At 32.1% G+C, this 22,128-nt stretch carries 22 protein-coding genes and 1 pseudogene; 11 read left to right on the top strand and 12 right to left on the bottom strand.

Annotated elements, in window-relative coordinates:
* Nucleotides 1–70: 70 nt before the first annotated feature.
* Nucleotides 71–1,686 (top strand): annotated as a pseudogene (locus JX000_RS10550) (poly(glycerol-phosphate) alpha-glucosyltransferase).
* Between the two features lie 60 nt (nt 1,687–1,746).
* Here JX000_RS10550 and JX000_RS10545 read toward each other — a convergent pair.
* Nucleotides 1,747–3,231, bottom strand: coding sequence for a glycosyltransferase family 4 protein (locus JX000_RS10545; RefSeq protein WP_206140691.1), 1,485 nt, complete (start codon nt 3,229–3,231; stop codon nt 1,747–1,749).
* A gap of 190 nt (nt 3,232–3,421) precedes the next feature.
* Here JX000_RS10545 and JX000_RS10540 point away from each other — a divergent pair, with 190 nt between their 5' ends.
* Nucleotides 3,422–4,723 carry an MFS transporter gene (locus JX000_RS10540; RefSeq protein WP_107536230.1) on the top strand — a complete coding sequence of 434 codons (1,302 nt, stop codon included), beginning with the start codon at nt 3,422–3,424 and terminating at the stop codon, nt 4,721–4,723.
* Between the two features lie 52 nt (nt 4,724–4,775).
* On the opposite strand, the gene folE2 is transcribed toward JX000_RS10540, so the two are convergent.
* From folE2 to JX000_RS10525, 3 genes are read right to left on the bottom strand one after another with little or no spacing between them, the layout of a single operon-like run.
* Nucleotides 4,776–5,654, bottom strand: a complete 879-nt coding sequence (folE2, locus tag JX000_RS10535; RefSeq protein ID WP_002451099.1) for a GTP cyclohydrolase FolE2 — start codon at nt 5,652–5,654, stop codon at nt 4,776–4,778.
* Nucleotides 5,655–5,666: 12 nt separating this feature from the next.
* On the bottom strand, nt 5,667–6,332 hold the full coding sequence (bshB2, locus tag JX000_RS10530; protein WP_002451098.1) for a bacillithiol biosynthesis deacetylase BshB2: 666 nt from the start codon (nt 6,330–6,332) through the stop codon (nt 5,667–5,669).
* A gap of 14 nt (nt 6,333–6,346) precedes the next feature.
* A complete protein-coding gene (locus JX000_RS10525; protein WP_172852425.1) occupies nt 6,347–6,709 on the bottom strand; it encodes a YojF family protein in 363 nt (120 codons plus the stop codon).
* Between the two features lie 237 nt (nt 6,710–6,946).
* Here JX000_RS10525 and nagB point away from each other — a divergent pair, with 237 nt between their 5' ends.
* The 5 genes from nagB (at nt 6,947) to JX000_RS10500 (ending at nt 11,874) form a co-directional block, all read left to right on the top strand.
* Nucleotides 6,947–7,684, top strand: a complete 738-nt coding sequence (gene nagB / locus JX000_RS10520) for a glucosamine-6-phosphate deaminase (RefSeq protein ID WP_002451096.1) — start codon at nt 6,947–6,949, stop codon at nt 7,682–7,684.
* Nucleotides 7,685–7,783: 99 nt separating this feature from the next.
* Nucleotides 7,784–8,416, top strand: coding sequence for a 3-hexulose-6-phosphate synthase (hxlA, locus tag JX000_RS10515; protein WP_206140690.1), 633 nt, complete (start codon nt 7,784–7,786; stop codon nt 8,414–8,416).
* Nucleotides 8,417–8,418: 2 nt separating this feature from the next.
* Nucleotides 8,419–8,967, top strand: a complete 549-nt coding sequence (gene hxlB, locus JX000_RS10510) for a 6-phospho-3-hexuloisomerase (RefSeq protein ID WP_172852427.1) — start codon at nt 8,419–8,421, stop codon at nt 8,965–8,967.
* A gap of 108 nt (nt 8,968–9,075) precedes the next feature.
* Nucleotides 9,076–9,723 carry an HAD family hydrolase gene (locus JX000_RS10505; RefSeq protein WP_058709767.1) on the top strand — a complete coding sequence of 216 codons (648 nt, stop codon included), beginning with the start codon at nt 9,076–9,078 and terminating at the stop codon, nt 9,721–9,723.
* A 738-nt stretch (nt 9,724–10,461) separates the two neighbouring features.
* The gene (locus JX000_RS10500) at nt 10,462–11,874 is read left to right on the top strand and encodes an MFS transporter (RefSeq protein WP_002451093.1); all 1,413 of its coding nucleotides are present in this window, start codon (nt 10,462–10,464) and stop codon (nt 11,872–11,874) included.
* A 150-nt stretch (nt 11,875–12,024) separates the two neighbouring features.
* Here JX000_RS10500 and JX000_RS10495 read toward each other — a convergent pair whose 3' ends face one another.
* The 5 genes from JX000_RS10495 to JX000_RS10475 all read right to left on the bottom strand — a co-directional run bounded on the left by JX000_RS10495 (nt 12,025) and on the right by JX000_RS10475 (nt 16,262).
* Entirely contained in the window at nt 12,025–12,342 is a 318-nt protein-coding gene (locus JX000_RS10495) for a staphostatin A (protein ID WP_037552014.1), read from the bottom strand.
* A 24-nt stretch (nt 12,343–12,366) separates the two neighbouring features.
* Nucleotides 12,367–13,533, bottom strand: coding sequence for a C47 family peptidase (locus JX000_RS10490; RefSeq protein WP_075778599.1), 1,167 nt, complete (start codon nt 13,531–13,533; stop codon nt 12,367–12,369).
* Nucleotides 13,534–13,968: 435 nt separating this feature from the next.
* On the bottom strand, nt 13,969–14,142 hold the full coding sequence (gene vraX, locus JX000_RS10485; protein ID WP_049424395.1) for a C1q-binding complement inhibitor VraX: 174 nt from the start codon (nt 14,140–14,142) through the stop codon (nt 13,969–13,971).
* Between the two features lie 209 nt (nt 14,143–14,351).
* Complete coding sequence (gene thiD / locus JX000_RS10480; protein ID WP_002451089.1) at nt 14,352–15,182, bottom strand: bifunctional hydroxymethylpyrimidine kinase/phosphomethylpyrimidine kinase; 831 nt, start codon at nt 15,180–15,182, stop codon at nt 14,352–14,354.
* 99 nt (nt 15,183–15,281) lie between these two features.
* Nucleotides 15,282–16,262, bottom strand: coding sequence for a choloylglycine hydrolase family protein (locus JX000_RS10475; protein ID WP_049424400.1), 981 nt, complete (start codon nt 16,260–16,262; stop codon nt 15,282–15,284).
* A gap of 147 nt (nt 16,263–16,409) precedes the next feature.
* Between JX000_RS10475 and JX000_RS10470 the strand changes: the two genes are divergently transcribed.
* The 4 genes from JX000_RS10470 to JX000_RS10455 all read left to right on the top strand — a co-directional run bounded on the left by JX000_RS10470 (nt 16,410) and on the right by JX000_RS10455 (nt 19,436).
* On the top strand, nt 16,410–17,078 hold the full coding sequence (locus JX000_RS10470) for a uracil-DNA glycosylase (protein WP_002451087.1): 669 nt from the start codon (nt 16,410–16,412) through the stop codon (nt 17,076–17,078).
* Complete coding sequence (locus JX000_RS10465) at nt 17,071–17,448, top strand: DUF5327 family protein (RefSeq protein WP_002451086.1); 378 nt, start codon at nt 17,071–17,073, stop codon at nt 17,446–17,448. The genes JX000_RS10470 and JX000_RS10465 overlap by 8 nt, the downstream gene beginning before the upstream one ends.
* Before the next feature lie 24 nt (nt 17,449–17,472).
* Nucleotides 17,473–17,841: a DUF423 domain-containing protein gene (locus tag JX000_RS10460; RefSeq protein WP_124228575.1), complete on the top strand. Its 369-nt coding sequence runs from the start codon at nt 17,473–17,475 to the stop codon at nt 17,839–17,841.
* 110 nt (nt 17,842–17,951) lie between these two features.
* Nucleotides 17,952–19,436 carry an APC family permease gene (locus JX000_RS10455; RefSeq protein WP_075778601.1) on the top strand — a complete coding sequence of 495 codons (1,485 nt, stop codon included), beginning with the start codon at nt 17,952–17,954 and terminating at the stop codon, nt 19,434–19,436.
* 69 nt (nt 19,437–19,505) lie between these two features.
* Here the strand turns inward: JX000_RS10455 and JX000_RS10450 are convergent, their stop codons facing one another.
* From JX000_RS10450 to hemQ, 3 genes are all read right to left on the bottom strand, one after another.
* Nucleotides 19,506–19,958, bottom strand: a complete 453-nt coding sequence (locus tag JX000_RS10450) for a threonine/serine exporter family protein (RefSeq protein ID WP_023374681.1) — start codon at nt 19,956–19,958, stop codon at nt 19,506–19,508.
* 12 nt (nt 19,959–19,970) lie between these two features.
* Nucleotides 19,971–20,735 carry a threonine/serine exporter family protein gene (locus JX000_RS10445; RefSeq protein WP_079449068.1) on the bottom strand — a complete coding sequence of 255 codons (765 nt, stop codon included), beginning with the start codon at nt 20,733–20,735 and terminating at the stop codon, nt 19,971–19,973.
* A gap of 503 nt (nt 20,736–21,238) precedes the next feature.
* Entirely contained in the window at nt 21,239–21,988 is a 750-nt protein-coding gene (hemQ, locus tag JX000_RS10440) for a hydrogen peroxide-dependent heme synthase (protein WP_002451081.1), read from the bottom strand.
* Nucleotides 21,989–22,128: the final 140 nt, after the last annotated feature.

Genomic DNA, 22,128 nt, shown 5'->3' with positions numbered 1-22,128 from the left:
ATTATTTTTATAAGTTACATAATTGTAGAAAATGTTATAATAAATATATGTTATGCAAATGGAGGTAATCATGAGAATTGAAGCAAAAATAAACAAATTATTAAGTTTTATAAAAATAGAGGATTATAAAAACGCATACGCATTTGTAAGTTTAGGAAAACCAAATGTTAAAGCGACTATTAAATTATTAAAAAAGACAAACTATATAGAGAGAGAGATTAATAAGCTATGCTTAAAGTTTAAAAAAAATCTGGTGAGTATCCTCAATGGATAAAACTCGATTTTGTTACAGGGGAAGAAAATATATCATTTAAACAAATTAAAGAAGAATTGGAAGAAACGCGTCGTAATTATGTACAATTTGGTATTGCTTTTGATCAATATTGGAACTTAGCATTTTTACCTGAAGAAATTAATATTAATGCTTTTGTAAAACCAAATAAAGAAACAGGAAATTTAGAGTTATCAGAAGATAATATTAATAATTATTTAAGAAAGTATACCAACCATAAAAAAGGTTTTACCCATGAATTTTATAACGATAAAAATGTCATTAAATTTTTCACTCAAAGTTTTATATTAGATGAAGAGGAAGTTTTTGAATTATGGCCTGAAGGTAACAGAAAAGGATTACGTAAAGTTGATAACTTATCAGATGAAATAGATAAACTAATCAACAGCAGTGTGCCTTATTTATTAAATATGCTAGGGGAAAACGGTAAGTATAATTATGGTTATTTCCCACACTTTGATAAAAAAATTAATTTTTATAATATTTTACGACATTCTTCATCTACCTATGCTTTAATAGAAGGATTAACTTATATAGATCAATCAGTCGAACCAGTAGAAAAGGCAATCGATTTCATTATTGAAAACTATATTTTAGAAAAAGATGGTAATTGTTACGTTTTTGATGATACAGAAAATAGTAATGAGATAAAATTAGGCCAAAATGCTTCATTTATTTTTGCCATTTGTGAATATCTTAAGGTGAAAAATAATGAGCGCTATCTAAAAGTGGCCCAAAAAGTAGCTAATGGTATATTAACAATGATTAATAAAGATACCTTTGAAACTACTCATGTATTAAACTATCCTGATTTATCTGTTAAAGAGAAGTTTAGAATTGTTTATTATGATGGTGAGGCAGCGTTAGCATTATTAAGATTATATCAACATGATAAAAATAATTTATGGTTAGAAACAGTTGAAAATTTATTTGAATTCTTCATTAAAAACGAGTATTGGCATTATCACGATCATTGGTTAGGATATTGTACAAATGAGTTAGTACAAATAAAACCAGAGGATAAATATATTATTTTCGGTATTAAAAATGTCAATGAAAATCTTGCTTTTATAAGAAGAAATAAATTAGCTTTTGCTACATTTTTAGAATTACTGATGGCTACTTATCGTTTGATTCAAAAAGCAAAATCTATTGGTAAACAAAATTTAATTAATGAGAATATTGATGAAGACAAATTTATAGACACTATTCATTTGAGAGCAGACTATCAGAGGATTGGCTATTTTTACCCTGAAGTAGCAATGTACTTTAAAAATCCTCAAAGAATCTTGGGATCATTTTTTGTTAAAGACCAAGGATATAGAGTCAGAATAGATGATATTGAGCACTTCCTTTCAGGGTATGTACAATACCAAAAAGCATTTAAGGATTAAAGGGTAATAAAATTCCCAAGGTACAAAATGTATCTTGGGAATTTTTATGATTATTAGAAATTATAACGTTTTAAGGAAGGTATGCCATTGTTTAATTAAATGATCTTCAGAAAATTGATTGGCAACTTGTATGCTATTTAGTGAAAATTCGTGTTGTAGTTCAGGATGATCTAATAGATATTTTACTTTTTCGTATAATGCATCTTCATCATTTTTTTCAATTAAATAGCCATTTTCGCCATTATTAATCATTTCTTTAGGACCATATTTAATATTGTAACTTATAGTAGGAACTCCGTGTGCTATTGATTCAAGCAGTGCTAAAGAAAAGCCCTCTATATTACTTGTTATAATTGACAGATAGGCATCATTAAATTCGTTTTCTAAATCTGGTAAAAAACCACGTAAAAATACATGATTCTCTAAATCTTGCTCTTTTATAAGATTTTGTAATTTAACTTTTTCCATTCCTGAACCATACATATGTAATTCTATATTTGGAAAACTATTTTTTAATTTTTTAATTAATCTGAGTTGGTGATCAAGTTGTTTTTCTGGTGAATATCTAGCTACAGAAATTAATTTGTTATGATTGATATTATTATTTGCTAATTTAATAGGATTTGTAAAACCAACAGGTATATTGTGAACAGGGATTTCTGAATTAACACGATGAGATACATCTAACTTTTGTTCATTTGTCGATGCAATTATAGCTTGGTATCTAGATAAATTGTTAAAAATTTCTTTATATACATTTTTGTAATTAGATGTAGAAACATTATTTGAATCTTTTACGTGTGTACTGTGTAAAACAGCAACTACCGGAATATTTGTTGAAGTTAAATTAAAGGCAGGTGCAGTGTATAGGTTTTTATCACTAAAGAATAAATCATTTTCTTGGAATAAAGTTTCGATAAAATAAGCTACTAACTCTTCTTCTTGATAAAAATAATGATTTTTATTATCAAAATTCAATACAATCAAATCTAACGTATCTTTGTCTGATTGAGCATGATAATATTTTTCAATTACAATTTCACCATTTGCGTTATGATATGATTCATATACCGTATTTTGGTTTCCAGTCAATAACTTAGTACAACTTAAAAAGCCTCTAACATCAAATAATTCTCTTTTAACTTTTCTTCTATTTTTATCAAAATAGTTAATGTAATCAATGTTTTTATGACTAGAATTGAAAAAATGAGCATATATAATAAAAATACCATTATTATAGACCCTTACATCGTTCGTATTTGGAACATATTCTATATCATAATTACATTGATCTTCCCAATAACTAATCCAATCAAATTGATAAGTTTCATTTAAATTCTCTACTTCTTGAAAAAAGTCATACATGTTGATAATATCGTCTTTATTTATAAATTTCTTATAATAATTATTTAAAAATCGATTCCATTTAATAAAAACACATTTAGCTGGCAATCCTGCTTTTTTAAAAAGATTAGTACGATTTATCATGGCTTTTTCAATACCTGTCAATGTACTTCCTAAATTAAAACCTACAAAATAATTCATATAAATACCTCATATTTAGTATATTTTTCATTAATTATAACATGTTTATTGCATATAAATATATTAATGCATACAACATTTCGCTTTTTTTCTAATTATTTTAAAATTCTAACCATTTATGGTAGCGCTTCCAATTACAACTATGCTACACTACTAACGAGTGTAAAAGTTCATGAAGGGGTGGGACATAATGAAGCGTTATCGCTATTTTATTATTACGATGATTGTCATTATGACAATGATTAATTATATTGATAGGGGTGCTATTTCATACGCTCAAGAGGATATTATCAAAGAATTTGGTTTTGATACGATTGCTTGGGGCTCTATTCTAGGATATTTTGGTTATGGTTATATGTTTGGTTCGCTGTTAGGGGGTATTACAGCGGATAAAAAAGGACCGAAATTTGTATGGATTGTAGCAGGAACTGCTTGGTCATTAGTAGAAATTGCTATGGCATTTGCTGGTGAATTAGGTATTGCAGTATTTGGAGGTTCTGCTTTAGCAGGATTCGGCATGTTGCGTGTCATGTTTGGTGTGGCTGAAGGGCCTATTTTTTCTACAATTAGTAAAACCAATGCCAATTGGGCTGCGCCTAAAGAAAGAGGTTTATTATCTGCATTAGGATTAATCGGTGTACCATTAGGTGCACTCATTACAGCACCCATTGTTTCAGGTTTTTTAACAATTTCTAATTGGCGTTTACTATTTATCTTGCTAGGGATATTAGGCCTGATTTGGGTAGTTGTTTGGTCTATGGTATTTACAGATTACCCTGAAGATAATAAAAGAATTTCTGAAGAAGAATTACAATCTATTCGATCTACTGAGGATAGTTTAAATGTCGAAAAGACAGTTGATACAGAACAATCTAAAGAAAAATGGTATCATTTTTTTACAAGTACAACGTTAATTTGTAATATGTTAGGTTATTTTGGTTTCCAATATGTTAACTTTCTTATTTTAACTTGGACGCCTAAATATTTACAGGATGAATATCATTTTGAAATCCATTCATTATGGTATTTAGGTATGATTCCATGGATTGGGGCAGTCTTTACAGCTTACTTCGGTGGTCAATTATCAGATTGGCTTAGAAAAAAGACAGGAAGTCTACGTATTGCGAGATCTGGACTTTCAATAGCAGGTATGATTTGCGCTGCTACATGCTTTTTAATCATTCCATTTACACATAGTATTGTAGCGGTCATGATTTTAATGATGATTGGAAACGCATTTATTTTCTTACCTAATGCCGTATATTGGGCTGTAATTATTGATACAACACCTAACAATACAGGTACATACGGAGGTATTACACATTTCTTTGTTAATACTGCAACGGTCATTGCGCCAACATTAACAGGCTATTTAGTAGCATCTTATGGCTACTCTTCAATGTTTGTATCTGCAGTGGTTGCATCATTAATTAGTATCATTGCAATGTGCTTTGTTAGACCAGGTGAAAAGAAAATGCATATGACAAAATAAAAAATGCAGTACTTCCCAAATTGATATATTTGGAAGTACTGCATTTCTTTTATTATTTTCTATATTTTAAACGCGCAAAAGCATCATGTTGATGTATGGATTCTTCGTTACGACATTCGATATCAAAGCCTTCTATCCAATCAAATTCAACTAAATCAGCTGCTATTAATCGGATTAAGTCTTCAACAAAACGTGGATTTTCATAAGCACGTTCCGTGACACGTTTTTCGTCAGGTCGTTTTAAAATTGGATAAAGTACGGAGCTTGCATTTGCCTCCATCGCATCTAAAATTTTATCTTTATAATCATCAATGACAATGTCATCTTTATTTAAATACGTTTTCACTGTAACGATACCACGTTGATTATGTGCTGAGTATTCACTGATTTCTTTTGAACATGGACATAACGTCGTAACGGCCGCTTGAATTGTTAATTCTTTGCGCGTTACTTTAGTACCTTCAATTGCTAAACCATAAGTGACATCAGCATTTCCAATGGCTTTAATTTGGGTTACCGGACTAAAGCGGTCAAAGAACCATTTGCCACTAACATCCACACCTGCTGCGTTTTGGTTCATCTTTTCTTGTAATGTTCTTAATACTTGATAGAGCGTATTAAATTCTAATTCAATACCATTATTATAATGCTTTTCAACACTTTCTAAGATACGGCTCATATTAATACCTTTTTCATCTTTATTTAAACTTGTTGAAAAGCTAAATGTACCTGCTGTTTGAAATTGATCAATCAATACAGGATAGGTTAAATTTTTAATACCTACTTCTTCTATTTCAAATAAGAAGTTTTTGTGTGTGCTTTGTAGATCAGTCATTTCATTTTTGGTAGTTGGTTTCGTACCTTCGATAGGGTCAACAGAACCAAAATGTTTCCATCGGCCTTCTCGTGTAGATAAATCAAATTCTGTCATTGTTAACCTCCATTAAGATTCGAAATGATATGTCCAAAATGGTTCGATTTCTAAAAAGCTATGAACTTGTCCATCTACTTGTGGACTTGCTAATTCTTTTAAGAAAGGGCCAGTTTGTGATGCATGTGCTTCAAAAGCTTTGATTTTAATGTCTTTATATTTAGAAATATCGTTTTGGATGTCTGGCTCGCCTAAAATATCTGGCGCATCATTACTGAATGCAACTAAAGTCAACCTTGGACGCTCATTTTTAGGCATGCGTCCAACAGTTCTTACTACAGCTTCGCCAGTTGCTTCGTGATCAGGGTGAACAGCGAATTTAGGATAGAATGAAATAATTAATGAAGGATTCGTTTCATCAATTAATTTTTTAATCATGTCATCCATTTGATCATGAGGTTCAAATTCTACTGTTTTATCTCGTAATCCCATTTTGCGTAAATCTGTAATACCAATCGCTTTAGCAGCCTCTTCTAATTCTTTTTCACGATAATCCGGTAATGATTCTCTTGTGGCAAATGGGGGGTTACCTAAATTTCTGCCCATTTGACCGAGTGTTAAACAAGCATAGGTTACAGGAATGCCTGCTTCAATATAGCTTGCAATGGTTCCCGCAGATGAGAAGGTTTCATCATCTGGATGAGGGAATATCACGAGTACATGTCTTTCATCAGTCATGATTTTGACCTCCTCTATATAGTAAATGGCTTTTCGCTAATTTCTAATGTAGCAGCCAATTGCCCTTCATAATTAAATCCTGCTATGAGACATTCGTTATCTTGGTTGACTTCGTAATGTGTTAGTCCCTGAACATAAACCCAACCGCCATCGCGAAGTTTTAAACCGATACGGTATGGATCTTTATCTCCGCCTTTTAGTTGTGCGTGTTCATAAGTCACTTGTATATTTCTTAAAAAAGTACCTGCATTAAATACACGTTCATCAAAATGGTTAGCATATGCACCATTTGTCGTCTCAACATGTAGGTAAACGGGTTTATTTTCATAAGAGGTGAGTAATTTCATCACTTCTTCATATTTGATAGGTTCCAACACGTTCACTCCTTACACCATTCAATGTGTTTATCAGTCTATTTTACTAAAAACAACGCAATAAATGTACATCTCTGCTCAATTTCTTTTATGAAATTTAAAATTATTCATATATATCAGTGTTTTAAAGTTGGCATATCACTTTAGTACTAAAAAAATGTTGTATCGTGTTATAATCCAAATGTAATTAAGGGGTTTGTTTTTATGTTGGTTGATAGCAAATTTTTGAGGTGATTAATTATGAAAATTATTAATTTAGGTTCTAAAGAATTAGCATCATTTTATGTTGCCTGTGAGTTATTTAAACAAATGGACTATAGCCCAGATAGTAAATTAGGATTAGCTACAGGAGGTACTATGACAGATGTTTATCAGAGTCTAGTTACACTATTAAAGAAAAATCAAATAGATGTCTCACAAGTGACTACGTTCAATTTAGATGAATATGTCGGTTTAGAACCTGAGCATGAACAAAGTTATCATTATTATATGGATGACATATTATTTAATCAATATCCATATTTTAATCGCCAACGGATTCATATCCCTAATGGAGACGTAGTTGATTTTGAACAAGAAGCAAGACGCTATAATCAATTAATTGAATCAGAAGGACCGATCGATATTCAATTGTTAGGTATTGGTGAAAATGGACATATCGGATTTAATGAGCCAGGAACATCATTGGAAAGTGAAACGCATGTAGTGGATTTAACTGAAAGTACAATTAAAGCAAATAGTAGATACTTTAACGATGAGTCTGAAGTACCTAAGCAAGCAATATCAATGGGCCTTCAGTCAATTATTAAAGCTAAAAGAATCATTTTATTAGCGTTTGGAGAGAAAAAGAAACAAGCAATAAATGACTTATTGAATCAACCGGTAAGCAAAGATATCCCGTCTACAATTTTAAAGACACATCCAAATGTAGAAATCTATGTAGATGACGCGGCTGCACCAGACTTAAAGAATAGCTAAGCTATTTTGAAAAATATATTTCGTTTAAAATAAAAGTGTACAGGGTAATTCATTCAATGAGATAGATAAATACAGATAAATTTGAAAGGATGAATTATAGTGGAATTACAATTAGCTATTGATTTATTAAATAAAGAAGAAGCAGCAGAATTAGCGAAAAAAGTAGAAGAATATGTTGATATTGTAGAAATTGGTACACCAATTGTGATTAACGAAGGTTTACCTGCAGTTCAACATTTAAATGGAAATATAAGCAATGCTAAAGTATTAGCAGACTTAAAAATCATGGATGCAGCAGACTATGAAGTAAGCCAAGCTGTTAAATTCGGCGCTGATGTTGTAACAATTTTAGGTGTAGCTGAAGATGCATCAATTAAAGCAGCAGTTGAAGAAGCACATAAAAATGACAAACAATTATTAGTAGATATGATTGCTGTTCAAGATTTAGAAAAACGTGCGAAAGAATTAGATGAAATGGGTGCTGACTATATTGCAGTGCACACTGGCTATGATTTACAAGCTGAAGGACAATCTCCATTAGATAGCTTACGTAAAGTTAAATCAGTAATTAAAAATTCTAAAGTCGCAGTTGCTGGTGGTATTAAACCAGATACAATTAAAGAAATTGTTGCAGAAGAACCTGACTTAGTAATTGTTGGTGGCGGTATCGCAAATGCTGATGACCCTGTTGAAGCAGCTAAACAATGTCGTGATGCTATTGAAGGTAAATAATGATGGCAACTTTTAATCATTATCAATTAATTTTAGATGAGCTAAAGGGCACTTTATCTCATGTTAAAGATGAAGAATTTGATGGATTTGCATCAGAAGTAACTGAAGCATCACGTATATTTGTTGCAGGTAAGGGGCGTTCTGGATTCGTTGCAAATAGTTTTGCAATGAGACTCAATCAATTAGGCAAGCAAGCATTTGTTATTGGCGAATCAACAACACCATCAATTCAAAAAGGTGATTTATTTATTGTGATTTCTGGTTCAGGCTCAACAGAACATCTTCGCTTATTAGCAGATAAAGCGAAATCAGTTGAAGCAGAAGTGGTATTACTAACAACTAAACTAGATTCTGCAATTGGTGAAATTGCAGACACAGTAGTTGAATTACCCGCAGGTACAAAACATGATGCCACTGGATCTGATCAACCTTTAGGTAGTTTGTTTGAACAATCATCACAAATCTTTTTAGATAGTGTAGTCATTGGATTAATGACACAATTTGACGTAGATGAAACGACAATGCAAAATAATCATGCCAATTTAGAATAAATCATAAAAAGTAACTCTCATGAAATGGGAGTTGCTTTTTTTATAGAAAAAATTATTGAAATTACTATATAATGAAAATATGTTATATGTACTTTAGAGGTGATCATCATGAATTTTGACAACTATATTTTTGACTTTGATGGAACGTTAGCGAATTCTAAGCAATGCTCTATTGAAGCAACTAAAGAAGCTTTTGCACAATTTGGGTTATCTGAACCAAGTGATGCAGATATTGTACATTATATGGGAATTCCCATTGAAAAGTCATTTATAGAAATGAGTGACCGTTTTTTAACAGAAGATGCATTAAATCAATTGTTACAATTATTTAGAGAACAATACCGTCAATTAGAAACAACATATTTATGTTCGGTAATCGGTATATCTGAAACATTAGAACAATTATTGCGAAAAAAGAAGCAGGTGTTTGTGGTTTCTAGTAAAAAAACAGATGTGTTGTTGAGAAATTTAGACCATTTAGGCCTTGGTAGATTTATTCAAGAAGCTATTGGTTCTGATAAAGTAACACGTTATAAACCAGATCCAGATGGTATCAACTATATTATTCAGAATCATCATCTTAATCCGGCACGCAGTATATACATTGGCGACGCTATACATGATATTCAAATGGCTAAAGCAGCTGGTATTAAGTCTTGTGGTGTAACTTGGGGTGCTTTTGACGCAAAGGCATTATTAAGAGAAAATCCAGATTATATTTTAAATGAAGCGGATGAAATCAATACCATACTATAAATAGATTATCTTAATGCCAGTGAAGTGTTATTACTTTGCTGGCATTTAGAATGTTAAATGTAAGTTTGAAGTTATTAAAGAAATACAAAAGGGGCAATATTTATTTTGCTTCTATATAAACTAAATCATTATTTTAAAATTATAGAATTAATATACCTAAAATAATAAATTTGTTACATAGATTATTTGAAAAGCGATTTTACGGGAAATTTTGAGAAAAAGAGAGGCAAAAAACGTCAAATTTTAGCAATGATTCCAAATTAATAAAAATAACTGAAGATGTATATATATTTAAAATAGTATTTTTGTCCAATTGATTATGAAAATGAAGCTATGGTGAAATCAAGAAACATTATTATGAAATGACACCGATATCAAATTAAAAGAAATTTTAGTTTGATAAAGTGAATGGTGGCGCTATTTAGTGAAGATAGTACAAGTTTGTTGCCTTAAAACCATTGATATCATTAATGATTGACAAATATGTTTATTTTAAACGGTTTGGATCAAAAAAGAGAGGGTAAAACTATCTATATTTAAAAAATAGATAAAAAAATAATCATTTCAAATTATTATTCGTATAACACTTAGTTAATCGTGTCGGGTTCAAATGTTAAATAAAATATTCTGCAAATTGAATAAACTTGTATTTTTGAAAAGAATTAATTTTGAATTAATTTGACATTGATATTTAACTGAGTATAATTATGTAACATATAAAAGGGAGTGTTTAAATTCATGGATTTCGAAAAAGAAAATATTAACATGGTCAACGCTCAAAAAGCGAAAAAAACCGTTGTTGCAACCGGTATTGGTAATGCCATGGAATGGTTTGACTTTGGTGTTTATGCTTATACGACTGCATACATAGGAGCGAATTTCTTTTCTCCAGTGCAAAACCCTCAAATACAACAAATCTTTACATTTGCTGCACTAGCTATAGCGTTTTTACTTAGACCTATTGGTGGAATAGTATTTGGTATTATTGGAGATAAATATGGACGTAAAGTTGTATTAACAACGACTATTATTTTAATGGCCCTTTCAACACTAACAATCGGGTTATTACCGAATTACGATACGATTGGTATATGGGCGCCTATCCTCTTACTATTGGCGCGTATATTGCAAGGTTTCTCAACTGGTGGGGAATATGCAGGTGCCATGACTTATGTGGCTGAATCGTCTCCAGATAAAAAACGTAACAGTTTAGGTAGCGGGCTTGAAATTGGTACATTATCAGGTTACATTGCAGCGTCAATTATGATTGCGTTATTAAGTTTCTTCTTAACACATGATCAAATGCAATCATGGGGTTGGAGAATTCCATTTATTTTAGGATTATTCTTAGGATTATTTGGGTTATACTTACGTCGTAAATTGGAAGAATCACCAGTTTATGAAAATGATGTAGCAACAACACCGAAACGTGATACAATCGGTTTCTTCGGTATTATTCGCTATTATTATAAAGATATCTTAGTTTGCTTTGTTGCGGTAGTATTCTTCAATGTTACAAACTATATGGTGACTGCATATTTACCAACATACTTAGGGCAAGTAGCGAAAGTAGACGAAACAACGACAAGTGTGATTATTACTTGTGTGATGGCTATTATGATTCCTTTAGCATTAGGATTTGGTAAAATGGCTGATAGAATTGGAGAGAAAAAAGTATTCTTAATAGGTACAGGTGGACTTACATTATTAAGTATTGTTGCATTTTCATTGTTAGCAACTAAATCTTTACCGTTTATTATTATTGGTGTACTTATCTTAGGTTTCTTCTTATCAACGTATGAAGCAACAATGCCTGGATCGTTACCAACAATTTTCTATACACATATTAGATATCGTACGTTATCAATCACATTCAACATCTCAGTATCAATTTTTGGTGGTACAACACCATTAGTTGCGTCATGGTTAGTTGAATCTACTGGTAATGTATTAGCGCCAGCGTACTATTTAACAGCAATTAGTGTGATTGGTTTCTTAGTCATTTTATTACTTCATGTCACTACAGCTGGTAAGTCACTTAAAGGGTCTTATCCAAACGTAGATAATGAAGAAGATAGAGCATATTATGAAGCACACCCTAAGGAAGCATTATGGTGGGTTAAAGAAAGACAAGATAAAGAAAACTTTTAATTTAATATGATGATTTTAGTTACTTATTGTTAGATACATTCTAAAGTGAAACAGAGTAAGTAATAGTCATTAAAGAAAGGCTAAAAGGTGAAATGTGTATTTCATCTTTTAGCCTTTTTATATTGCTATGAAAGAGTTACCTTCTATTGCCTATCTTTCAAATATAATCTTAGGTGAAGCGCCAATAGCATTGATATTAATTAAATTGAAAATGATTTTATTTGGATTGATGATGCATATTTCAATCACTATAGATAAAGTGGATTTTTCAGTTAATACAATCGTCCGTTGATTAGTATCTAATTTGGTACAGTAATAACTTGGTTGCATTGTTTCATTAAATACGAATTTAAGAGGTGTTGTGTCAAAATTTTTAGGAAACCAATTACCCTCTAAAACCTTAAGGAATGAACTATTTGGAGAGTAGGGATTTACATCTATAATATTGATTATTTCGAATTGAGTCATATAGTCCCTCTATCTTTCACATTATTAGTAACCATAAATGGAAGCATTCCATCTAAAATGAGTACCATCAGACACAGGTATCACATTACTGTCAGCTGATTGCGTAGTTAAACCATTATCCCATGGATTCCATATTAGAATAACACGTTGGTTATTATTTAATACAGCATTACCAGCAACAGCCATAGCATGACCAGCATGAATACCGTTTCTAGGTTCTACACTAGAACTGATTAAAGCAATACCTTTATTTTGTTTAGTTAATCTATCTACTTCATCAAACTGAGGCATTCTATTTAAGTAATTGACATTTCTACCTTGAGATTGACCATATCTCATCATTTCTTGAGGGGTTAACCCTGTGAATTGGAAGGCTTGGCCACTTAGATTTGGATGTAATGCTCTCATAATCATTTCAGCATTATAATGACCAGTGTTATAAGTAGCATTTAATAAAAATGCCATAGTATAACCTGCACACCATCCATTTTGGCCTTGAGTTTCTCTAATTTGCATATTTTTAAGGGTATTAACATATTGAGGTTGTTGATTAATAGCTGTTTGATATTTAGTAATTGGTTTTGCAATATGGCTTGTTTGGTTAAATTCATTACTATATCTTACGGCTGATTCTTTAGTAAGATTTTTATCTGATTTGGCATCTTGTCGAGGTGTTTTTAAAACTAAGTGAGGTGCTTTATCTTCACCCATTATAAAGTAACCTTTTTTACTAGTGAAGATAGTGACCTTTTGATTTTTATAGTTATTTAATGCTTTTGAAATGAAAGGGGAAACATTAATTGAATATTTTGCTTTATTAGAAGGATTAGGAGAAATTGTAACGATATATTTTACATCGCCACTTTTATTAAGGACGGGATAATAGAAGTTGCCATCACTTTGTTTATTGAGTTTGTAAATTTTGAATGGCTCACCCAATGTATAAGCACTTTTTGAAGTGTGAGATGCTTGATCTAGCAAACTGACATGTGATAGGAAATTTTTCTTTGCTAAACGGTCAACATCTTTAGGAACATCCTTATTTTCTACTTTAACTTGAGTACTATTGGATTGTGTGGTTTCTTGATTTACGTTTGAGTTTGCATGTGCTTGATTGAGAAAACTAAAGATACTCAATCCCATTAAAAACAGTAGTACCAAGGTTATGGCATTGCGACATTTGGTTATCATATAAACACTCCTTTTCTATTAATTTAAAGGTAACTCTTTCATAAATTAATATAACATTATATTTTATACTTAAATCATAAAAATCTAAAGTGATATAAGTTTATGCAAATTCGTTAATAAAATTAATAAAACTATAGAATGCTTTGCTTGACTCTTGTGTTTTTATGCTTATATGTAAATTGGATTCAATAAGAAAAGCACTATTGTTAGAATAGCTCAAAGTTTCTCTCTGAGCGCCAAAGGGGACAACTTTGGCTAACAATAGTGCTTTTGATTAATATTAAGATGAGTATTTTAGGGGTGATGGCATTTAAAGTATGCATTGGTTAGGGGACAAGCAACTTTAAAATCATCATTTTGGCCAGCTATACAATATGGAATGATTAATGTTCAATAGCAAATAATGTATCTCTTCTTTGATGTTGAAAATAACACTCATGTTCGACTGAATTGCATAGTGTCTATGTCATTTTCTAGTAGAGAGAGCAAGCGATAGATATCATTGTCATTTAAAGTTTCATCAAATTTAACTGTAATTGTTTTGAACTTTTTCGTGATGATTTCATACATAGGGACACCATTTTGTATATCTTGTTTATGAATAATCATGTTGTATTGCCTCCTTTGTCTCTCTACACTTTATATAATATCTCTCTTTTTAATAAAAAACATGAGGCTCTAGTATCAACTTTGTATCAGTCAAACATTGGAGGCAAGACTACGACTTTATGCGTAGTCCATTTTCATAATTTATAGAGACATAAAAAGCCCAAAAAGAACGTTAATGTTCTTTTTGAGCTTGAAAGTACCATTATGGTTTACACTTCAGTGACTTGTACGTCGATTTGTTCAACACGACGATTGGCACCGTGATCAACGGGTCCTACAAAATCGTTCATTTTCCAACCGTTTTTAATAGCTGAAGCAACGAAAGCTTTGGCTGCTATGACAGCTTCTTTTGGAGATTTACCGTTTGCAAGATAAGCTGTGGTAGCTGCTGCAAATGTACAACCTGCACCGTGATTGTAACTTTGTTGGAACATATCCGTTGTTAATTGATAGAATGATTGGCCATCGTAGTATAAATCATATGATTTATCTTGGTCTAGTGCTTTACCACCTTTAATAATGACATGCTTAGCCCCTTTATCAAAAATGATTTGAGCTGCTTTTTTCATGTCTTCGATAGAAGTAAGTTTACCTAGGCCAGATAATTGTCCAGCTTCAAATAGGTTAGGTGTCACGACCGTTGCTTTAGGTAATAAATATTGAATCATTGCGTCAGTATTTCCCGGGTTAAGTACTTCATCTTCCCCTTTACATACCATTACAGGATCAACAACGAAGTAGTCTGCACCAGATTGTTCATATACTTCACCAGCACGTTTGATAATTTCTTCAGTACCTAACATGCCTGTTTTTATAGCATCTGGACCAATTGAAATTGCAGTTTCAAGTTGTTTTTCAAATACATCCATAGGTAATGGTGTTACATCGTGAGACCATGTTGCTTTATCCATTGTAACGATAGCTGTTAAAGCGACCATACCATAGACATCTAACTCTTGAAATGTTTTTAAATCTGCTTGCATACCAGCACCTGCACTAGTATCTGAACCAGCTATTGTTAATACTTTTTTTAATGCCATTTGTATTCACTCCCAATGTTTTCTAATACATGTACCATCATATCACGATTCAAGTATGAGAAAAATAAAATTGTGCTATGGTAGGCTTGGTTAATTGTTTTAATTCAATTGTGTGATAGTCAATTGATGATTAACATCTATAAAAGTCATATCTTTTTTAGTAAGTAATTGTTCGTTTAATTGTATTTTAAATATTTGATTCGTGAAATAGGGTTTGATGTAGTACGCACAGTCTTTACTATCCATTACTAGTTGGTATTGTGTATAATGCGATTCTCCTGCATCGACCACTGCACCTTGAGGAATACTCACTGCGTCTAACACTTTAAAGCAATTCATTAAATTTACGCTTTCATCGTGTGATTGAGGCAAATGATGTCTTAAATAAGTTGTTCTAACAAAGCGCTCAGTAGATGTATAGCCGCCTGGTAAACCGTTAGTGCCTGCCTCACAACCCATAGAACGCACAAGAACTTTACCAACTAGTTGATTAGTTGACTTTTCAGGTGATAAAAATGCATAATTCCTTAAATTTTCAACATGCCATTCTAATTTCGGGGCATTGGTTAGTACCTTTACATGATTATCTTTAACGATAAGTAGACCATTATGTGGTTCAACTGAAACGGTATGTCCTTCACGGTCAGTGATAATAAAATGAAGTGGAGGTACAATATTTAGTGTTTCGTTTTTTTCATTCATAATATTAACTTTTTTAACTTTATGTTTTAAGTCTTGAATACTTTTAGTGAAACCTAGAACCCAAATAATAAATTCTTCAGGAGCCATATTGAAATAGCCATATCTCTTATGTTTACTGTAGGAAGCTTCACCGGTGAAATAATGATTCGAAATTGCTACGCCACATTCATTAATACCATCCCCGAATCGATAGCGGCCTACCTTTAAATTTGTTCCTACAAAGCCATAGGTCAGTTTCATTGAAGGCTCTAAATCAAATTGATACTCAAAGTTTCTAGGTACTGCAGTTGGTACTCCGTTAAATTCAAATGCAAAGTCCATCGTTCTAGCTAAATAATGATGTTGTTGTTGTGTGAAAAATGAAAATCCTGTACACATATACGTCGCTCCAAACTTAAGTCATCTTAATATGCACTATATACAAAATGAATACATTTGTAAACTTTTCTATTTATACAGTTTACATTGATGAGACAATATAATTTATAGAGATAGTTGTGTTAAAATACCATTGAGGTGAATAGGATGGAATGGTCTGAAGTATTTCACAATATAACGACAAAACATGATTTTAAAGCTATGCATGACTTTCTTGAAAAGGAATATACAACACAAGTTGTTTATCCGGATCGAGAAAATATTTATCAAGCTTTTGATTTAACACCATTTGAAAATATTAAGGTCGTGATATTAGGACAAGATCCTTATCATGGTCCTAATCAAGCACATGGTTTAGCTTTTTCAGTTCAACCAAATGCGAAATTTCCGCCTTCATTAAGAAATATGTACCAAGAATTAGAAGACGATATAGGATGTCGACGTCAGTCACCTCATTTACAAGATTGGGCAAGAGAAGGTGTCTTACTTTTGAATACGGTTTTAACAGTAAGACAAGGTGAAGCACATTCTCATAAAGACATTGGATGGGAAATATTTACAGATGAAGTGATTCGCACAATTTCAGAAGAGCGAGAAGACGTCGTCTTTATTTTATGGGGAAAACCGGCCCAACAAAAAATAAAGTTAATAGATACGTCTAAACATTTTATTATAAAATCACCACATCCAAGTCCTTTATCGGCCTATAGAGGTTTCTTTGGCTCAAAACCTTATTCTAAAGCAAACGCATATTTAGAATCTAAAGGGCAAACACCTATTCAATGGTGTGAAAGAGAGGATACAACACATGGATAAAGACAAAATTATTCAATTAATTGAGCGTGAATTAGTTCAAGCTGATGAATCATCATCACAACATGAATTTGAGAAACATATGTATGCCATACACACCATTACATCTCTGTACACAACATCATCTACGCAAAGCTTACAACATAATGATTTTACACACACAGATATTGATACACAGAATAAGTTGATGAAGACAACAAATCAGCAAAAGTCGTATGATCATGTGACACCAGAAGAAATTCAAGCAATGGGTGGAAAGGTGACGCATACAAATCATTCAAATAAAGAACAATCATCCTCAACGTTATCTAATTCTAATTTAATGACAACAGATGATGAAATTGGAAACGGTGAATCGATATTTGATTTTTAATAATAAAGGAGAACGTAAATTATGATGAAATTATTTATTATTTTAGGGGCCTTAAATACAATGATGTCAGTAGGTACTGGCGCATTTGGGGCACACGGATTAGAAGGTAAACTGTCAGACAAATACATGTCTGTTTGGGAAAAGGCAACAACGTATCAAATGTATCATGGCTTAGCATTACTTATCATCGGTGTCATTAGTGGTACAACACCTATTAATGTGAATTGGGCAGGTTGGCTCATCTTCTTCGGTATTGTATTCTTTAGTGGATCATTATATGTTTTAGCGTTAACTCAAATTCGTATTTTAGGTGCCGTTACGCCTATTGGAGGCGTTTTATTCATCGTTGGTTGGTTAATGCTTATTATTGCTACATTTAAATTCTCAGCATAATGTATGATGATTTTACAAATTGCATGTAAATTTGATAACAATAATTTAATAATTAAGTTACATGACTCACCTTTTCGGGTATATGAATATCTCGAGGTGAGTTTTTAATTATGGAAAATGACAAAAATAAACAGGTAGATAGAGGCGACCTCAAACAAAACTTATCAGAGAAGTTTGTTTGGGCGATTGCATATGGTTCGTGTATTGGTTGGGGCGCATTTATTCTTCCAGGTGACTGGATAGGACAATCAGGTCCCATTGCAGCATCCATCGGTATAGTGATCGGTGCCTTGCTTATGATTTTAATTGCAGTAAGTTATGGCGCCTTAGTAGAAAAATTCCCTGTATCAGGTGGGGCGTTTGCATTTAGTTTTTTAAGTTTCGGTAGATATGTGAGTTTCTTTTCTTCATGGTTCTTAACCTTTGGGTATGTCTGTGTCGTAGCTTTAAATGCTACCGCATTTAGTTTATTGATTAAATTCTTATTACCTAATGTATTGAATAATGGGAAATTATACACTGTTGCAGGTTGGGACGTCTACATAACAGAAATTATTATTGCGACAATATTGTTGCTTGTATTTATGTTTGTAGCTATTAGAGGTGCAAGCGTATCTGGCTCGTTACAATATTATTTCTGTGTAGCGATGGTTGTTGTAGTATTACTGATGTTCTTTGGTTCGTTCTTTGGTAATAATTTTGCTTTAGATAATTTACAACCTTTGGCTAATCCAGAACAAGGTTGGTTTATCTCAATTATTACGATTGTATCGATTGCGCCATGGGCTTATGTAGGATTTGATAATATTCCGCAGACAGCTGAAGAATTTAACTTTGCGCCTAATAAGACATTTAAATTAATCGTCTATAGTTTACTTGCAGCATCAATGACTTATGTAGTGATGTTGTTATATACAGGATGGTTAAGTACAAATCAGAAAAGTTTAAATGGACAACTATGGTTAACAGGTGCTGAAACGCAATCAGCATTTGGTTATGTTGGATTAGCCGTTTTAGCCATTGCCATTATGATGGGCATCTTTACTGGATTAAATGGTTTCTTAATGAGTGCCAGTAGACTGCTTTTCTCAATGGGACGCTCAGGCATTATGCCAAGCGTATTCAGTCGTATTCACAGTAAATACAAAACACCTTATGTGGCAATTATTTTCCTAGTAGGTGTATCATTAATTGCGCCATGGTTAGGACGTACAGCGTTAACATGGATAGTTGATATGTCATCAACAGGTGTTTCTGTTGCGTACTTTGTAACCTGTTTATCAGCTACTAAATTATTTAGTTATAATAAACAAAGTAATACGTATGCACCTATTTATAAAACATTCGGTATCATCGGTTCAGTCGTATCGTTTATCTTCTTATGTTTATTATTAATACCAGGAACTAAAGCTTCATTATCATTACCATCATACATTGCATTAGGTGTATGGTTAGTATTAGGATTAGTCTTCTTTGCGATTCGCTATCCTAAACTTAAAAAAATGGACAATGATGAATTAAGTAGATTAATTTTAAATAGAAGTGAAGACGAAGTAGAAAGTATGGTCGAAGAACCAGCAAATCATAAATCATAAAAAATAGTCATGGTGAGTGAAGAGAGAATCTCTTTATACTCACCATGACTTTTTTATTTATATTATGACTTATAATTTCTTTCTTGTTCTATCGAAGCCAGAGATAATAATTTTTGAGATTTGATCTGCAAAAAGTAAGCCCAGGGCTATTGCGCCTGCGATTAATGTCACCTCTAACATCGTATTGATGGCTTTATTGAAATGTAAAAGGACTAAGCTTTTAGTAGCATCATAGGCAAGCCCTCCAGGTACTAATGGAATGATTCCAGTAACCATAAAGATAATTGCTGGTTCTTTCTTATATCGTGCCATATAGTGGCTTAATAAGCCTAACGCAAGACTGCCAAAGAAACTAGAATATATGGTGTGTACTTGTAAACCATTATAAAAGAGAATATATATCATCCATCCACACGCACCTACAACACCACAAGAAAGATATAATTTTCTAGGAGCATCAAATATCACGCAGAAGAACAGCGATGCTAAAAAACTAAATATAAAATTTAATATCCAAAACATATAACAGCTCTCCTAGACTAAAATTAAAATTGAACTAACACCAGCACCTATACCAAAGGCAGTGACAAGTGCTTCTAATGATTTAGTGGTAAACATTAGCATATGACCACCAAATAAATCTTGAATGGCATTTGTGATTAATACTCCAGGTACAATAGGCATGACTGAAGCAATAATAATTGTTGCGAGATCGCCATGAGGTATGAGGGTATGACCGGCAACAGCTATAATGGCTATGACGACGGAACCAATAAATTCAGGAATGAATTGTGCATGTAGTTTTCTATCTAGAATTTCAACGACTAGATAACCTAGACTTCCTGCAAGTAAGGCAGTCAAAATGTCTATAAGCGAACCATCTTGCAAATATAAAAAGCTAATAGCGATCATTGCTGCTGCAAATCCCTTGAAGGGGAGACTACTATCTCGTTTAGCAACATATATTTTCTCTAATTTTTCTTTAGCTTCTTCTAATGTGATAGCACCTTTAGTGATCAAACGAGAAATTTCATTTGCTTGAGAAATCTTAATTAAATTCGTATCTCGCGCATTAATTCTGAACATGCGAGGTGTTGATTCGTTGTGCAAATGGAATTGAATTACTGTATTTGTAACAAAGCTATTGCTCTCTTGATAGCCTAATTTTTTGGCGATGCGATTCATTGTATCTTCGACTCTTGTACCTTCAGCACCAGATTCTAGTAAAATGCGCGCTGCCAACATGACAACATCTTTAATAAGACGCTCATGATCGTTTTCATTCACTACTTTTGTCATTTAATCACCAATTTTTTAAAATTTTGAAGTTAGATTTATTATAGAGGATGTATTGAGAAAAAACCATTATATAAAGTTAAGGGTGTCTTAATAAAAGGCGAAATGAAGTAAAGACTGCAAAAGTAAGAAGACGTATTATGGTTGTTTGGATATATAATGTAGAATGGTTTTATATTGAACAGTATTTGATAATTTTTAGAAAATGTAGGTTTTGTAGGTTCAATTGTCAACTTATATAAACTTATTACATCTTTTATATAAATAAACACTAAAGTTATGTTTCAAATATTTCAAAATGGTTAAAATAACATTAGTTAACTATTACAGAATATATTGGGTAGCGACAATATATTTTTTGTAGTTAACTTATACGTAGTAGTGATTAAAGTTCTCCCAAGGATACTACTCGTCAGAAGTACACTTTGCATGCAAAGTGTACTTTTTTATGCCATTAAAAAACGATGAACCCCTATTTAATAAGGATTCATCGACATCGCTTATATTTAAAATTTAAAAAATTGAGTAAAGTCTTCTGATTTTAAGATATGGCCAACATAGAAACTGCCAAATTCTCCGTAACGTGCAGTTGTTTCATCAAAACGCATTTCATAAACAATCTTTTTGAATTGTAGAATGTCATCAGAGAATAATGTGACACCCCATTCAAAATCGTCAAAACCTACAGAACCTGTGATGAATTGTTTGATTTTACCGGCATATTTACGGCCAATCATACCATGGTTATACATCAATGATTTTCTTTCTTCCATAGGTAACATGTACCAGTTATATGTTTCATTTCTACGTTTATCCATTGGATAGAAACAAATATATTCTGCATGAGGTAGTTCAGGGTATAATCTAGCTTTTACATGAGGATTTTCATAAGGGTCCTCATCAGATTTACCTGCTAAATAATTACTTAATTCGACAACAGATACATATGAGTATGTTGGAATAAAGAAATCTGCAATACGTAGCTTATTAAGCTCGTTTTCAATTGAATTGAGTTCTTTCATTTCAGGTCGTAAGAACCATAATAATAAATCTGCTTTTTGACCAGTAATATTATAAACTGCTTGATCGCCAGTACGTGTTGTTCTTGCTTCCGCTTTACTGTTCACGAAATTTTCAAATTCAGTAATCATAGTTTCACGTTCTTCTTCTGGTACTAATCTAAATGTTGCCCAATCAATTGCGTAAAATAAATGTAAACTGTACCAACCGTCTAGTGTTTCGGCTGCTTCACTCATGTTTATCGCTCCTTTAAAACTATATGTTCAATTCATACTAAATTTTATCATAAACAAATAGCTAACTACTAAGTAAATGATTACAAAAGAGTGAAATGGCATTCTATTTTAAAATGACGTATAATTAGTTTTGTAAACGT

It is taken from the genome of Staphylococcus sp. SB1-57, assembly GCF_017086425.1.
Taxonomy (GTDB): domain Bacteria; phylum Bacillota; class Bacilli; order Staphylococcales; family Staphylococcaceae; genus Staphylococcus; species Staphylococcus warneri_A.
Note: the sequence above shows the minus strand (reverse complement) of the source record. Positions and strands in the feature narration are given on the sequence as shown.